Source organism: Microbispora triticiradicis, assembly GCF_005864065.1.
Classification (GTDB): domain Bacteria; phylum Actinomycetota; class Actinomycetes; order Streptosporangiales; family Streptosporangiaceae; genus Microbispora; species Microbispora triticiradicis.
This window is the reverse complement of record NZ_VANP01000022.1, coordinates 26706-40751: the sequence shown is the minus strand read 5'-3', so window position 1 is coordinate 40751 and position 14046 is coordinate 26706. Positions and strand designations below refer to the sequence as shown.

Annotated in this window: 15 protein-coding genes; 6 read left to right on the top strand and 9 right to left on the bottom strand. The window is 73.6% G+C overall.

Translation table 11 applies throughout. From position 1 onward, the window contains the following. Window positions 1-55 precede the first annotated feature (55 nt). The 3 genes from FED44_RS33670 to FED44_RS33660 all read right to left on the bottom strand — a co-directional run bounded on the left by FED44_RS33670 (window position 56) and on the right by FED44_RS33660 (window position 1980). Complete coding sequence (locus FED44_RS33670) at window positions 56-973, bottom strand: NAD-dependent epimerase/dehydratase family protein (RefSeq protein ID WP_138463201.1); 918 nt, start codon at window positions 971-973, stop codon at window positions 56-58. Between the two features lie 102 nt (window positions 974-1075). Further along, the gene (gene rsrA, locus FED44_RS33665; RefSeq protein WP_117408816.1) at window positions 1076-1342 is read right to left on the bottom strand and encodes a mycothiol system anti-sigma-R factor; all 267 of its coding nucleotides are present in this window, start codon (window positions 1340-1342) and stop codon (window positions 1076-1078) included. Further along, window positions 1339-1980 (bottom strand): sigma-70 family RNA polymerase sigma factor, encoded by a 642-nt coding sequence (locus FED44_RS33660; protein ID WP_117408844.1) that lies wholly within the window; start codon window positions 1978-1980, stop codon window positions 1339-1341. The genes rsrA and FED44_RS33660 overlap by 4 nt, the downstream gene beginning before the upstream one ends. Before the next feature lie 302 nt (window positions 1981-2282). Between FED44_RS33660 and FED44_RS33655 the strand changes: the two genes are divergently transcribed. After that, entirely contained in the window at window positions 2283-3023 is a 741-nt protein-coding gene (locus tag FED44_RS33655; protein WP_117408845.1) for a class I SAM-dependent methyltransferase, read from the top strand. A 74-nt stretch (window positions 3024-3097) separates the two neighbouring features. Here FED44_RS33655 and FED44_RS33650 read toward each other — a convergent pair whose 3' ends face one another. After that, window positions 3098-3427, bottom strand: coding sequence for a TraR/DksA family transcriptional regulator (locus FED44_RS33650; protein ID WP_117408817.1), 330 nt, complete (start codon window positions 3425-3427; stop codon window positions 3098-3100). 131 nt (window positions 3428-3558) lie between these two features. Further along, window positions 3559-4308 (bottom strand): SOS response-associated peptidase, encoded by a 750-nt coding sequence (locus tag FED44_RS33645; protein ID WP_138463200.1) that lies wholly within the window; start codon window positions 4306-4308, stop codon window positions 3559-3561. An 87-nt stretch (window positions 4309-4395) separates the two neighbouring features. Here FED44_RS33645 and aroA point away from each other — a divergent pair, with 87 nt between their 5' ends. Both aroA and rsgA read left to right on the top strand, forming a co-directional pair. Next, window positions 4396-5793: a 3-phosphoshikimate 1-carboxyvinyltransferase gene (gene aroA, locus FED44_RS33640; RefSeq protein ID WP_138463199.1), complete on the top strand. Its 1398-nt coding sequence runs from the start codon at window positions 4396-4398 to the stop codon at window positions 5791-5793. A 31-nt stretch (window positions 5794-5824) separates the two neighbouring features. Further along, window positions 5825-6853: a ribosome small subunit-dependent GTPase A gene (gene rsgA / locus FED44_RS33635; RefSeq protein WP_138463220.1), complete on the top strand. Its 1029-nt coding sequence runs from the start codon at window positions 5825-5827 to the stop codon at window positions 6851-6853. On the opposite strand, the gene FED44_RS33630 is transcribed toward rsgA, so the two are convergent. Beyond that, window positions 6850-7485 carry a LysE family translocator gene (locus FED44_RS33630; RefSeq protein ID WP_138463198.1) on the bottom strand — a complete coding sequence of 212 codons (636 nt, stop codon included), beginning with the start codon at window positions 7483-7485 and terminating at the stop codon, window positions 6850-6852. The two genes, rsgA and FED44_RS33630, sit on opposite strands and share 4 nt — an antisense overlap. A gap of 124 nt (window positions 7486-7609) precedes the next feature. Here FED44_RS33630 and FED44_RS33625 point away from each other — a divergent pair, with 124 nt between their 5' ends. After that, a complete protein-coding gene (locus tag FED44_RS33625) occupies window positions 7610-8947 on the top strand; it encodes an aminotransferase-like domain-containing protein (RefSeq protein ID WP_138463197.1) in 1338 nt (445 codons plus the stop codon). A 23-nt stretch (window positions 8948-8970) separates the two neighbouring features. Here the strand turns inward: FED44_RS33625 and FED44_RS33620 are convergent, their stop codons facing one another. Continuing rightward, entirely contained in the window at window positions 8971-9414 is a 444-nt protein-coding gene (locus tag FED44_RS33620) for a DUF4442 domain-containing protein (protein ID WP_117408822.1), read from the bottom strand. An 82-nt stretch (window positions 9415-9496) separates the two neighbouring features. Here FED44_RS33620 and hisN point away from each other — a divergent pair, with 82 nt between their 5' ends. After that, on the top strand, window positions 9497-10282 hold the full coding sequence (gene hisN, locus FED44_RS33615) for a histidinol-phosphatase (protein ID WP_117408823.1): 786 nt from the start codon (window positions 9497-9499) through the stop codon (window positions 10280-10282). Window positions 10283-10296: 14 nt separating this feature from the next. Here hisN and FED44_RS33610 read toward each other — a convergent pair whose 3' ends face one another. Beyond that, window positions 10297-11253 carry a hypothetical protein gene (locus FED44_RS33610; RefSeq protein WP_138463196.1) on the bottom strand — a complete coding sequence of 319 codons (957 nt, stop codon included), beginning with the start codon at window positions 11251-11253 and terminating at the stop codon, window positions 10297-10299. Window positions 11254-11257: 4 nt separating this feature from the next. Continuing rightward, complete coding sequence (locus tag FED44_RS33605; RefSeq protein WP_138463195.1) at window positions 11258-11983, bottom strand: hypothetical protein; 726 nt, start codon at window positions 11981-11983, stop codon at window positions 11258-11260. Between the two features lie 183 nt (window positions 11984-12166). On the opposite strand from FED44_RS33605, the gene FED44_RS33600 reads away from it, so the two are divergent. Then, window positions 12167-14035 (top strand): LuxR C-terminal-related transcriptional regulator, encoded by a 1869-nt coding sequence (locus FED44_RS33600; RefSeq protein WP_138463194.1) that lies wholly within the window; start codon window positions 12167-12169, stop codon window positions 14033-14035. The last annotated feature ends 11 nt before the right edge of the window (window positions 14036-14046 follow it).

Sequence of the window (14046 nt, the reverse complement as noted above, 5' to 3'; positions counted from 1 at the left end):
TCGCAGCCAAAACGTAACCAAGCAATCACACCGCGTGCAATTGCAGGGGTTCGCGTCAGGCCGGCGCCTCGCGGGCCCATTCGACGGTGGCCTTCAGGCCGGTGGCCAGATCGTGGCGGGGACGCCAGCCGAGGCCCTCCAGCGCGGGCGCCGGGTCGACGGCCATGTCGGGGAGGTCGCCGAGTCGCGCGGGCTCGAAGCGCGGCTCGTCGGGGACGCCCGCCGCCGCGGCGACCAGGGTGTGCAACTCCCGGTCGCTGGTCCGCACGCCGGTGCCGAGATTGAACCGGCGGCCGTCGCCGTCCGGGCCGCAGGCGCGGGCGAAGCCGTCCACCACGTCGTCCACGAACACGTAGTCGCGGGTCTGGGAGCCGTCGCCGTAGACGACCGTGGGCTTCCCGGTCAGCAGGGCGTCGGTGAAGATGGCGACCACCCCGGCCTCGCCCTCGGGCGACTGGCGCGGCCCGTAGACGTTCGACAGCACGAGCGTGGTGTATTCGAGGCCGTGCAGCGCGCGGTAGGTCGCGAGGTAGAGCTCCCCGCCGAGTTTTGAGGCGGCGTACGGCGAACGGGGATCGGCGGGCGCGTCGCCGGGGACCGGGATGACGGCCGGCCTGCCGTAGACGGCCACGGACGAGGCGTAGACGATCTTGCGGGCGCCGGCGCGGCAGGCGGCTTCCAAAACGTTCACGGTGCCCTCGACGTTGACCGCGGCGTCGGTCACCGGGTCGGCGACGCTCCGGCGCACGCTGATCTGCGCGGCGAGGTGACAGACGACCTCCGGCCGCCACCGGGCGGCGACCTCCGCGAGCGCGGGGTCGCGCACGTCCATGACGTGCAGGGGGGCGTCGGAGTCGCGCGGGTGCCCGGACGACAGGTCGTCCACCACCGCGACCTCGTGTCCGTCCGCGAGCAACCGGTCGACGAGGGTCGACCCGATGAAGCCCGCTCCGCCCGTGACCAGCGCACGCATGCCCCGCCCCCTCCCGGCCCCGTACGGGGAAGATCCTAACGGGCCGCGCCGCGGCCCGGGCCTCGCGACCGCCCGGTCCTCACACTGCCCAGGGGACGCGGCCTATTCGGCCATCTCGGCGCGTACCTGCTGGATGCGGGTCAGGACTCTGGCGCGCAGGTCCTGCGGCACGGGATCGCACCCGCAGTGCTTGGCCACGAGGCGCTTGACGGCCTCCTCCAGGCCGTACTCCTCAAGACAGGGGCCGCACTCGTCGAGGTGCTTCCTGATCTCGGCGATCCGGTCGTTGTCGAGCTCGCCGTCCAGGTAGGTGTAGACCTTGTCGAGCACCTCGCCACACGGCGTGTCGTGGTGTTTCCCGCAGCTCATCGCTCCTCCTCGCCAACCGTCCCGCCCTGATCCGCGCCGCGGGAGTCCGGCCGTACGAGGCCGCGCTCGCGCGCGTAGTCCTCGAGCTGGTTGCGGAGCTGCCGGCGGCCGCGGTGGAGGCGCGACATCACGGTCCCGATGGGCGTGCCCATGATCTCGGCGATCTCCTTGTACGGGAAGCCCTCCACGTCCGCCAGGTAGACGGCGATGCGGAACTCCTCGGGAAGTGCGGCGAGAGCATCCTTCACGTCACTGTCGGGAAGATGCTCAAGCGCCTCGATCTCGGCCGACTTCAGCCCGCTCGACGTGTGCGACTCCGCCCGCGCGAGCTGCCAGTCCTCGATCTCCTCGGTGCCCGCCTGCTTGGGCTCCCGCTGCTTCTTCCGATAGCTGTTGATGAAGGTGTTGGTGAGGATGCGGTAGAGCCAGGCCTTGAGGTTCGTCCCCTCCTGGAACTGGTGGAAGGAGGCGAAGGCCTTGGCGAAGGTCTCCTGCAGGAGATCCTCCGCATCCGCTGCGTTACGGGTCATCCGGAGCGCCGCGGAGTAGAGCTGGTCGAGAAACGGCATGACGTCGCGCTCGAACCGCTCGCTGCGCTGCTCCAGAGTCTCCTCGGCTGTCTTGGAGACCGGACCCACCCCCTTCAGGACGCCGTACCCAGCCGAGGATACCGGTCCGCCCAGGCCGGGCCAGTCGAGGCCTTCTGACAGCACCAACGTCTTCATGCACAACTGCAACAGGGCGGGCGTAGAGTCTGTTCCCGGTGCAGATTGAGGTGACGAACGACCCGGTGCGGGGAAAAAACCAGGCACCGGCGAGGGAGTGTCCGGCCGATGCCGTCCGTCGCGTGCGTGTGCCGGACACGACCGAGGTGGCCCGGAGACCGAGTTTCGCCGTTCCACGCGAGTGCGCGGGGACGGCCAGAGTGCAGGAGCCGCTCGTGTTGCCTATACCGGCCAACGAACTCAACGGCCCGGGCACACTCGGGCCGTACTGGACCTTCTATCACGCGGTGGTCGCCGAGCAGCTCCGGCGGTGGCTGCCCGCCCGTCCCTCCCTGCTGCTGGACCTGTCCGGCGGACGGGGGCGGTGGCCGGCCCAGGCGGCGCGCGCCGGGCACCGCGTGGTCGAGGTCGTCGACTTCCGCAGGCCGGCGGATCCCTGGCTGCGCGACGCCTCCGAGCGCATCCAGAAGGTGCGCGCCGACGATCTGGGCTTCCTGCCCGACGGCAGCGTGGACGGCGTCATCGCCGAGGAGCGCGTGCTGTCTGTCGAGATCATGGCGGAGTCGGTCGTCGAGGACGTGGCCCGGGTGCTGCGGCCCGGCGGGCGTGCTCTGCTGTGCGTCGACTCGCTGGTCCTCGGGATGGCGATCCTGGCCGAGCAGAACTACTGGGCGCACCTGTGCCAGACCGGGGAGGTCATGCTGATCCCCTGGCCGGACGGCAGCATCACGCGCTGCTTCACCACCCAGCAGGTGCGCGAACTGGTCACCGGCGCCGGGCTGGAGGTCGAGTGGGTGCGCCCCCGCACCGTGCTGTCCCCGTCCACCGTGGACCACGTGCTGAGCTCGGAGAGCAAGTCGCTGTCCTGGCTGGTGCGCACCGAACTCGAGACCCAGGCGGACGGCGACGACACGGTGGGGATCCACCTCGTGGCCAGCGTGCGCAAGCCGTCCTGAGCGCGGCCGCCCGGTCAGCCGTCCGGGTCGGCAGGGCAGGTCAGCTGCCCGGGCCGGCAGGGCGGGCCGGCCGGTCAGCGCCGGCGCTCGGCCCGCGACTGGCACTGCACGCAGCGCGCCGCCTCCGGACGGGCCTCCAGCCTGCCGTCCGGCACGGCCGACCCGCAGTCGACGCACCGCCCGTAACCGCCGTCGTCAAGCCGGCGCAGCGCCGCGAGCACGGCCGTACGCTGCCGGCCCGCGGCGTCGAGCATCGCCCGGGCGCGGTCGGCGTCGGTGAGGCCAGCTCCCGCGTCGGCCGAGGACCCGCCGTGCCGGTCCGTGCCCGCGCGCAGCACGCCGATCGACCGGTCGAGCTCGTGCAGCATGCTTTCCAGGCGCATACGCGCGGTCGCGACGTCCACGAATCCGCACCTCCGGGAGTGGGGAGTCATCCGTCCAGGAGCCCCCGGCCTCCCGGTCGGTCAGCGGCCGCTCACTTACCGTGCAACCGCTTTCTCGAACGGATTCCCACTTCCCGCGCCGCTTACACCCTCTAGCCGAGCGTCGGGACGTCGTCGCCTTCCAGCGGCTCGACCAGCTCGGGGCCGTTGTGGCGGACGTTGTTCACGACGTCGGACACGGCGTACGCCTCCAGCCGGTCCGGGCCGGCCGGGACGAGGAGCCCGGTGGGATCGGTGACGCCGGGGTCGAGCCACTCCGCCCAGCGCTCCCGCTCGACCATCATCGGCATGCGGTCGTGGATGCGGCCCAGCCTGTCCTCCGCCGTGGTGGTGATCACGGTGCAGGTGCACAGCCACTTGAGCGGGTCGTCGTCCGCCCGGCCGGGGTCCTTCCAGAACTCGTACAGCCCGGCCATCGCGAGCACGCCGCCGTCGGCCGGGTGGATGAAGAAGGGCTGCTTCTTCTTCCCCTCGACCGGCATCCACTCGTAGTAGCCGTCCGCCGGCAGCAGGCAGCGGCGCGACTTCAGCGCCCTGCGGTAGGACGGCTTCTCCGCCACCGTCTCCACCCGGGCATTGATCATCCGGGAGCCGACGGACGGATCCTTGGCCCAGCTCGGCACGAGCCCCCACCGGACCAGCCGGAGCTGCCTGACCGGCCGGTCTCCGGCGCCCTCGCCGCCCTCGTCCTTCGGCACCCGGCACATCACCGCGTAGACGGTCTTGGTGGGCGCGACGTTGTAGTCGGGCCGCAGCTCCTGGTCGGGCACGCCGTCCAGTTCGACCTCGAACTCCTCCAGCAACTCCTGCTTCTTGCGCGCAGACGCGTACCTCCCGCACATGGCATCAAGACTGGCACAAAGACCGCCGTCACGGCGGGCTCCGCGCGGCGTGCGGCCGCCGGAGAGGGGCCCGATAAGCTTGCCCGCATGGCCTCTCCGCAGTCCGCGTCCGGCGGCGCCGAGCCGCATGCCACCCGTCAGCACGACGTCGACGGGCCCAGGGTCGACGGGTCCAGGGTCGACGAGCACAGGGTCGACGCACCGCTCTGGCCGGCTCCGGTGGCCGCCGGGCCGGTCCGCGCGACGGTGCGCCTGCCCGGTTCGAAGTCGGTGACCAACCGCGCGCTCGTGCTCGCCGCACTGGCCGACGCCCCCGGCACCGTACGGCTCGCGCTGCGCAGCCGCGACGCCGACCTCATGGCGGCGGCGCTGCGCGCGCTCGGCGCCGAGATGACGCCGTCCAACGAGAGCGCCGACAGCGTGGACTGGTCGGTGACCCCGCGTCCCGTACGCGGCGGGGTGTCGATCGACGCCGGGCTGGCCGGGACCGTGATGCGCTTCGTGCCTCCGGTCGCCGCGCTCGCCGGCGGGCCGGTCTTCTTCGACGGCGACCCGCACGCGCGCAAGCGCCCGATGGGCCCGATCCTCGGCGCGCTGCGCGCGCTCGGCGCGTCGGTCGACAACGACGCGCTGCCGTTCACGATCCGCGGGCCGATCTCGGGCGGGGAGGTCGTCCTCGACGCGTCCGTCTCCTCCCAGATGGTCTCGGGCCTGCTGCTGGCCGGCGCGCGCTTCGAGAAGGGCGTGACGGTGCGGCACGACGGCCCGCCCGTCCCCTCGATGCCGCACATCGAGATGACCGTGCAGATGCTGCGCCGGGCCGGGGTCGAGGTGGACGACACGGAGACCGACGTGTGGCGGGTGCAGGCCGGTCCGGTCCGGGCCGGGGACGTCACGGTCGAGCCCGACCTGTCCAACGCCGCGCCCTTCCTCGCGGCCGCCCTGGTCACCGGTGGCGCCGTCGTCGTGCCGGACTGGCCGGAGGAGACGACGCAGGGCGGCGACGCGCTGCGCGGGCTGCTCGCCGAGATGGGCGCGCGGGTCGAGCGGGTGCCGGAGGGCCTGCGGGTGACCGGCACCGGATCCCTGCGGGGCATCGACGCCGACCTGCGGGACGTCAGCGAGCTCACGCCCACGATCGCCGCTCTCGCCGCGCTGGCCGACGGCCCCTCCCGGATCAGGGGCGTCGCGCACATCCGGGGGCACGAGACCGACCGGATCGCCGCTCTCGCGACGGAGATCAACCGGCTGGGCGGCGACGCGCGGGAGACCGACGACGGCCTGGAGATCCGTCCCCGGCCGCTGACCGGCGGTGTCTTCCGCTCCTACGCCGACCACCGCATGGCCACGGCGGGCGCCGTCGTCGGCCTGGTCGTGCCGGGCGTCGAGGTCGAGGACATCGCGACGACCGCCAAGACGCTGCCCGAGTTCCCGCGCATGTGGGCCGCGATGCTGGGCAGCGAAGGCCTCGGCGAGGGGCGCTGATGGCGGCACTGGGACGATCGGGGCACGGGAACTGAGCAGACGGCGCTACGACGAGGACGACGTCAGGATCAGGCCGGGCAAGGGCTCGCGGCCCCGGACGCGTATCCGGCCTGCCCACAGCGAGGCGGTCGAGGGGTTCGTGGTGGCCGTCGACCGCGGGCGCTACACCTGCCTGGTCGGTGAGGGCGTGCCCGGCACCGAGACGTCCGGGCGGCGGAGGGGCGAGCGGACGCTCGTCGTCGCGATGAAGGCGCGCGAGCTCGGCCGTAAGGGCATCGTCGTGGGCGACCGCGTCGCGCTGGTGGGCGACGTGACCGGGCAGCCCGACACGCTGGCGCGCGTCGTCCGCGTCGAGGAGCGGACGTCGATGCTGCGCCGCAGCGCCGACGACACCGACGACATCGAGCGGCCCATCGTCGCCAACGCCGACCGATTGGTGATCGTGACCGCGCTCGCCGATCCGCCGCCGCGTCCCCGCATGATCGACCGGATGCTCGTCGCGGCCTTCGACGCCGACATCGAACCGCTGCTCTGCCTCACCAAGTCGGACCTCGCCCCCGCCGGCGACCTCGTGGCCCTCTACGAGCCCCTCGGCGTGCCGTACGTCGTGGTCCGCAGGGGCGGCGCGCTCGACGAGCTGGCCGGGGTGCTCGCGGACCGGATCAGCGTGCTGGTCGGCCACTCGGGTGTCGGCAAGTCGACCCTGGTCAACGCGTTGGTGCCGCACGCCCGCCGGGCCGTGTCCCACGTGAACGCGGTCACCGGCCGGGGCAGGCACACCTCCACCTCGGCGGTCGCGCTGGAACTGCCCGAGGGCGGCTGGATCATCGACACGCCGGGCGTGCGCAGCTTCGGGCTCGCCCACGTCTCGGTGGAGACCGTGCTCGCGGCGTTCCCCGACCTCGTGGACGCCACGGCCGGCTGTCCCAAGGGCTGTACCCATCTCGACGACGACTGCGCGCTCGTCGGCTACGTCGCCGAGGGGCACGCCGATCCCACGCGCCTGGAGTCCCTGCGGCGGCTGCTCGCCAGCCGTGAGGGCGCCCCGGACGAGGACTAGGACGAGGCGCCGCCGACGGCGAGCGCGACGGCGAGCACTCCGAGCATCCCCCCCATGACGATCCGCTGCGCCCGCAGCCACCCCGGCCGGTGCGCCAGGAAGCCCGCGACGCCGCCGGCGGCCAGCACGATCGAGCAGTTCACCGTGGCGGCCACCGCGATCTGGAGAGCGCCGAGAACGACGCCCTGAAGCAGCACGTCTCCCCGGTTCATGTCGACGAACTGCGGGATGACGGACACGTACAGGACAGCGATCTTCGGATTGAGCAGGTTCGTCATCAGGCCCATGGCGAAGAGCCGCCGCGGGGGGTCGGGCGGCACGTCCCGTACGGCGAACACCGAGACGCCGCCGGGCCGGACGGCCTGCCAGGCGAGCCACAGCAGGTAGGCCGCCCCGGCCAGCCGGATCGCGGCGAGGACCTGGGGGAACGCCGCGAGCAGCACCGCCAGGCCGAGGTTCGCCGCGGCCAGGTACACGAGGAAGCCCGCGACGACGCCGCTCAAGGAGACCAGGCCCGCCCGGCGTCCCTGGCCGATGCTCCGCGACACGAGATACATCATGTTCGGGCCTGGGGAGAGCACCATTCCGAGCGCCACGGACACCACGCCCAGCACCGCGTTCCGTTCCACCATCGATGCCGCCTTCTTCGTCGAAAAAGTCTCTGATGCCGGTCCGGAAGGCTTTTTCAGGCTATTTCACGCGCTTTACCGAGTGCAATATTTATATTGCTCTCGGAGCAATTGAGAGGAGGAGACCGTGGACGACTACCGGAAGCTGGCCGACGAGGTGGCCGCCGACATCGCGGCCGGGCGGCTGAGGCCGGGTGACCGGCTGCCGCCGCAGCGGGACTTCGCCCGGCGGCGCGGCATCGCCGGGTCCACGGCGGCACGGGTCTACGCGGAGCTGACCCGTCGCGGCCTGACGGTCGGAGAGGTGGGCCGGGGCACCTTCGTCCGCGCCTCCGCCCGGCACGCCGGGACGGTCCTGGCCGAGCCCGCCGCCACCCGGATCGACCTCGAGCTCAACCATCCCCTCATCCCCGAGCAGGCCCGTCTGCTGGGGGAGGGCATCCGGCCGTTGCTGCGCCCCGACCTGCTGGAGGCGTCCCTGCGGCCGGTGGGCGCGGCGGGCACCGCCGACGCCCGTGAGGTCGTGGCGGACCTGCTGGCCCGTGCGCGGTGGCGGCCGGATCCCGCGCGGGTGCTGTTCGCGGGCAACGGACGCCAGGCGATCGCGGCCGCCGTCGCCGCGCTGGCCCCTCCCGGCTCGCGGCTGGGCGTCGAGGAGCTCACCTACCCCGTCCTGAAGACGATGGCGGCCCGGCTCGGGGTCACCCTCGTGCCCCTGGCGGCCGACGAGGCGGGCCTGGTCCCCGGCGCCGTCGAGGCCGCCGCGCGCCGGGCCCCGCTGAAGGCGCTCTACCTCCAGCCGACGCTGCACAACCCGTTGTCGGTCAGCATGCCGGTCGAGCGCCGCGCCGAACTCGCGGACGTGCTGGCGCGGCTGGACCTGCCCGCGGTGGAGGACGGCGTCTGGTCGTTCCTCCGGCCCGATCCGCCCCCGCTCGCCGCCGTGGCGCCCGAACGCGTGATCCTCGTGGACAGCCTCTCCAAACGGGTCGCGCCCGGTCTGACCATCGGGTTCGCCGTCGTACCCGAAGCCGCCGTCCCCAGCGTGACCGCCGCGCTGCACTCGGGAGGCTGGGCGCCCTCGCGGTTCGCGCTGGACGCGGCGGCACGGCTCGCCGCGGGCGGTGTGCTGGACGCGCTGGGCCGCGGCAAACGGCGGGACGCCGAGGCCCGGCAGGAGATCGCGGCTCGTCACCTCGGCGGGTTCGCGGTGCGCGCCGACCCGAGGTCGTACTACTGCTGGTGGGAGCTGCCGCCCCCGTGGCGGGCCGACACGTTCGTGGCCGCCGCGGCGCGGCACGGCATCGGCGTCACCCCGGCGGCGGCGTTCGCGGTCGGCGACTACCGCACGCCGAACGCCGTCCGGCTGGGCCTCGCCTCCCCTCCGGCGGAGACGCTGGAGCTCGCCCTGGCCACCCTCGCCCGGCTCGCCAGGTCCTCTCCCGACGAGGTCCTCGCGGACTGACCGCGGACTGATGGCGGACCGGCTCAGGCGTCCCGGTTGGGGCGGAGGGTCCAGGAGACGGTCATCTCGGTGACGACGACGCCCTCGGCGTTCCGGATCTCGACGCCGACCTCGAACTCGGGCCGTTCGCCCGCGTCCAGGCGCGCCACGACCTCCTCCCGCCCCGCCCGCAGGGTGGCGGCGGCCGTGACCTCGCCCGTGGCGAGCTTCACGTAGCGGATCGCGGCCCCGGTCGCCAGCGGCACGGCCCGCGTGAGCTGGTCGCCGAACGCCGACAGCATCGCCGCGCCCGAAGCCGTCTCGGCCAGCGTGAACAGGGCGCCGGCGTGCGGGCCGCCGACGTGGTTGCGCAGGTCCTCCCGGTCGGCCAGGCGGGCGACCGCCGTGCCGGAGCCGACCGAGTCGAACGTGATGCCGAGCAGCCGGGCGAACGGGACGCTGTCGAGGAGAAAGGCGGCGATGTCCATGGCCGAGATGTTACCGACTGGTACGACCCGGAGTGATCCGTCCGCCGATGCGAACGGGGAGGGTCGCGATACCTTGGGGCATGTGACGGAGTATCGCGACGACCTGAACCTCGCGCACCTGATGGCCGACGCCGCCGACGACATCACGATGCGCCGTTTCAAGGCCGTCGACCTGCGGGTCGACACCAAGCCCGACCTCACCCCGGTCAGCGACGCCGACCGGGCCGTCGAGGAGGCGATCCGGGGCACCCTCCGCCGCGCCCGGCCCCGCGACGCCGTCGTGGGCGAGGAGTTCGGCACGACCGGGTACGGCATGCGCTCGTGGGTGATCGATCCGATCGACGGGACGAAGAACTACGTCCGCGGGGTCCCCGTGTGGGCCACGCTGATCGCCCTGATGGAGCACGGCAGGGTCGTCGCGGGCGTGGTCTCGGCCCCCGCGCTCGGCCGCCGCTGGTGGGCCGCCAAGGAGGGCGGCGCGTGGACCGGCCGCAGCCTGAGCAAGGCGTCCCGCTGCGAGGTCTCGTCGGTGGGCCGGCTCGACGACGCCTCGTTCTCCTTCTCCGACCTGGAGGAATGGGAGAAGGCCGGGCGGCTCGAACCGTTCCTCGACCTGACCCGGGCATGCTGGCGCAGCCGCGGCTACGGCGACTTCTGGTCCCACATGATGGTCGCGGAGGGCGCGGTGGACGTCTCCGCCGAGCCCGAGCTGTCGCCGTGGGACATGGCGGCGCTCACGATCATCGTGGAGGAGGCCGGCGGCTCCTGCACCTCGCTCGACGGCGCCTCCCCGCTCGACGGCGGCAACCTCGTCTGCACCAACGGACTGCTGCACGACGAGGTGCTCAAGCGCCTGTCCCCCCGCTGAACCGTATCTGAACCTCAGGGACCGGCGTACGGCAGGAACGACAGCCGGACGTGCTCGTCGTACGGCACGACGAGCGTGCCGCCGCCCCGCCAGACGAGAGGCCACCGTGAGCCGGTCGGCCATTCGGCGGGGATCAGGAACAGGCGGCCGCCGGACTCGGTGAGCAGGCGCAGGTGGTGGTACCGGTAGGCGAACCGGCGGCCCTTGGCCTCGGGGAGCCTCGACTCGGTGGCTCCCGCGAACTCGGGCCCCAGGTCGAGCGGCTCGGTGGTGTCGAGCACGACCTCGGGCCGGCGGTCGAGGCCGGCGACGAAGTCGGCCGCGCGGCTCCTGCCGTACGCGATCGCGTAGCCGGCACTGGCCCAGAACAGGCTCGCGACCGCCAGCGAGACGACGGCCACGGCCGCCGCGCGTTCGACCAGCCGCTGCCGGTGGACGCGGCGCCACGTGACCAGCCAGCGGCCGTAGGCGCCGAGCAGGGTCCCGGCGCCGAGGCAGAGCGCGCTGGTTCCGGGCGCCTCGCGGGCGGCGACGTCGGGGGCGAGCGTCCCCGCCACGCCCCTGGCGACCAGGAGGACGCCCACCACGAGTAACGCCCATCCCGTCACCGTCAGCGCGGGCGACCGCACGGCGGGATCGTCGATCGACGCGCGCCGGCGGCGCCGTACGAGGCGGCTGATCTCGACGTGGCCCCACAGGGCCAGGAGCGCGACGAGGAACAGCGCGGCCAGGGGGAACCACAGCGCCTCGGAGCCGTACAGCAGCACCGCCTGCGTCGGCAGGTCGAGGATGTCGAGATCCAGGCCGAACAGGGCGAAGCGGCGGCGGCTCGACACGTAACCGAAGTAGAAGAGCAGGCCGACGGCGATGCTGGGCGGCAGCGCGCCGATGCCCACGGCCTGGGCGAACGCGGCGAACCTGCGTTCGAGCGGGCTCGGCTGCGGGGCCTCCTCCTCCCTCTCCTCGGTCATGGCCTCACCCCTGCGTAGGCTCGTCCGTCGGCACCTGATCGGTGGGTTCGTCGGTGGGGATCGGCGTGGTGGACGGCGGCCCCGACGGCGGGGGGCAGGGGTTGCTGCGGATGCCGGGGAAGCCCTCGGACGGATTGGGGCAGTAGTAGTACGTGAGGGCGTATTTCCAGGTCACGATGGCCGGATCGGCGGGCGAGGGGGACGCTGGGATGCCGTCGCAGACGGGGGCCTCGTGGTCGACGCACGTCCGCTCCAGCGTCAGGACCAGCCGTGCCTTCGAGTCGGCGTCTCCTGCTCCGTCGAGCCCGAACGGGCAGACGGATCCCCCCGGGGTGAGCACCGTCCCCTCACAGGAAGCGGCCGGGCCGTCGAACGTACACGGATAACCTCCGGGAGCGGCGGTCATCTCTCCCGGGCCGTCCTGCACCAGGCGCACCCGCACGACCCGCACCTCGCCGGGGACGGGGCTGGACAGCGTCATGCAGGTGCTGCCGCCGCCCCCCGTACCCTGGGGGCCGCTGAAGTCGCCGTCGAGCGTCGGGCCCGACGTGAGGGTGAAGTGCCCGGTTTTGCGCCCGTTTCCCCCGCCGCCTCCGGGCCCCGTCCCGCCCTTCAGCCCCTTCCCACCGCCGGCCGCCGCGCCGGTCGCGGCACCGGTCGCGGCCGAGGCCGTTCCCCCGTCCGTCTGCGGATCATCACAGCCGGCCAGCGCGATCACGACGAGCGCCATCGGCAGGATCCATGCCCACCGGTGTCGCGGGCTCGTCCCGGCCCGCGCCTGAACGGCTCTGCGAATCGCTGTCCTGCGGCGTCCCATGGGGCGACGGTAAGAACGCCGCGAGGGCCCGCCAAGAGTAGCCCCCTACTCACAAGAGCGGATGTATCAGGCGCACGCCACAGGGCTCATGAGGACATGAACGATCCACGAGACCGATGGCGGTTCTGCGGCCGGGCGGAGGAGCTGGAGACGGTGCGCGCCGCCGTACGCGGCGTCAGGCGCGGCATCGTCGTCGCCGGTGAGGCGGGCACGGGGAGGAGCAGGCTGGCCGCGGAGGCCGTCGCGGATCTGGCGCACGTCCGGGTGTCGGGGACCCGCGGGGGCGCGTCACTCCGTTTCGGCGCGTTCGCCCATCTGCTGCCGGGATCGGCCGCCGACTCGCTCAGCCGGGCCGTACAGGCGTTGCATCGGGTGCGGGTGCTCGTGATCGACGACGCCCACCTGCTCGACGACGCGTCCGCGGCCCTCGTCCACCACCTGGCCGCGCACGGGGGCGCGCATCTGCTCGTCACGGTCCGCGCGGACGAACCGGCGCCCGAGGCCGTGGCGGAGTTATGGCGGCGGCACCTGCTGCCCCGTCTCGACCTCACGCCGCTGTCCGTGCCCCGGACGGGCGAGCTCCTCGCCCACGTGCTCGGGGCCCACGTCGAAGAGCTCACCGTACGGCGGTTCCACCGGGTCTGCGGAGGCGACCTGCGGCTGCTGCGCGAGCTGGTCGCCGCCACCCGTGAGGCGTCCGCCCTGGACCGGGCCCACGGCGTGTGGCGCTGGCGGGGCGAGGTGCCGGTCACGGCGACGCTGCGCGATCTGGTGTCGGCGGAGATCGGAGAGGTCGACGACGCGGAGCGGGAGGCCCTGGAGCTCGTCGCCTTCGCCGAACCGCTGGAGGCCGGGGCCGCCGCCGCTCCCGTGCTGGAACGGCTGGAGGCCAGGGGGCTGGTCGTGATCGACGACGACTTACGGGTGCGGCTGGCCCACCCCCTGTTCGGCGCCGCTCTGCGCGCCGGTGTCGGCCGCCTGCGCGCACGGCGGCTCGCCGGTACGGCCCGGCCGCCGCGGGATGTGGCGCGTGCCCTTTCCGCGCAGGTCGCGGAGTTGACGGCACGCGGCTACGCGGGGGATCTCACGGGGCTCGTCCCGGGCGCGGGCGAACGCCTCACCGAGGATGACGCGGGCTGGGAGCAGCCCGGGATGGCCGAGTTCTGCGCCCGCAGGGCGTGGCTCGCCCGGCTGCGGGGGGAGGTCCGGGACGCGGTGGCCTGGAGCGGCGAGGGGACCCGGCGCGCCCCCGGGCACCACGCCTGCTCCGCCGAGCTCGCCCGGGCCGCCGCCCACATCGGTGACCTGCGCACCGCCGAGGAGGCGCTGGGCCGGTGCGAAGACGACGCGTCCGCCCGCGCGTGGGTCCTGGCCGCGCGGGGCGACCTGGACGGGGCGCTGCGGTGCGCGCTCGCGGCGGCGGGGAGTGTGAGACGTGACGGTGCGGACGACCTGTTCGCGCTGCACGATGTGGCCCGGCTCGGCGCGCCCGAACTGGTGACGAAGCGGCTGGACCGCCTGGCCGAGACGATGAGCGGCGATCTCGCGGCCGTGCTCGCCGAGCACGCGGCGGCGCTGGCCGCACGGGACGGGGCGGCGCTCGACAAGGCGGCGCGCAGGCTGGCCGACCTCGGCCTGCTGCTGCACGCGGCCGAGGCCGCCGGGCACGCCGCGAACGCCCACCGGAACGGCCGCGCCGCCGCGGCGTCCCTGGCGCACGCGTCGGCGCTGGCCCGCGCCTGCCAGGGGGCCCGCACCCCGGTGCTGACCGGCCTCGCCACCCCTCGGCTCACCCCGCGGCAGCGGCAGATCACCGCGCTCGCCGCGGCCGGTCTCACCAACCGGGAGATCGCCCAGCGGCTCGGCCTGTCGATCCGCACCGTCGGCAACCAGTTGTGCCGCGCCTACCAGAGGCTCGGCAGCAGCGACAGGAGCTCTCTGGGACGGCTCATCGGCCTGGCGTAGGAACGTTCCCG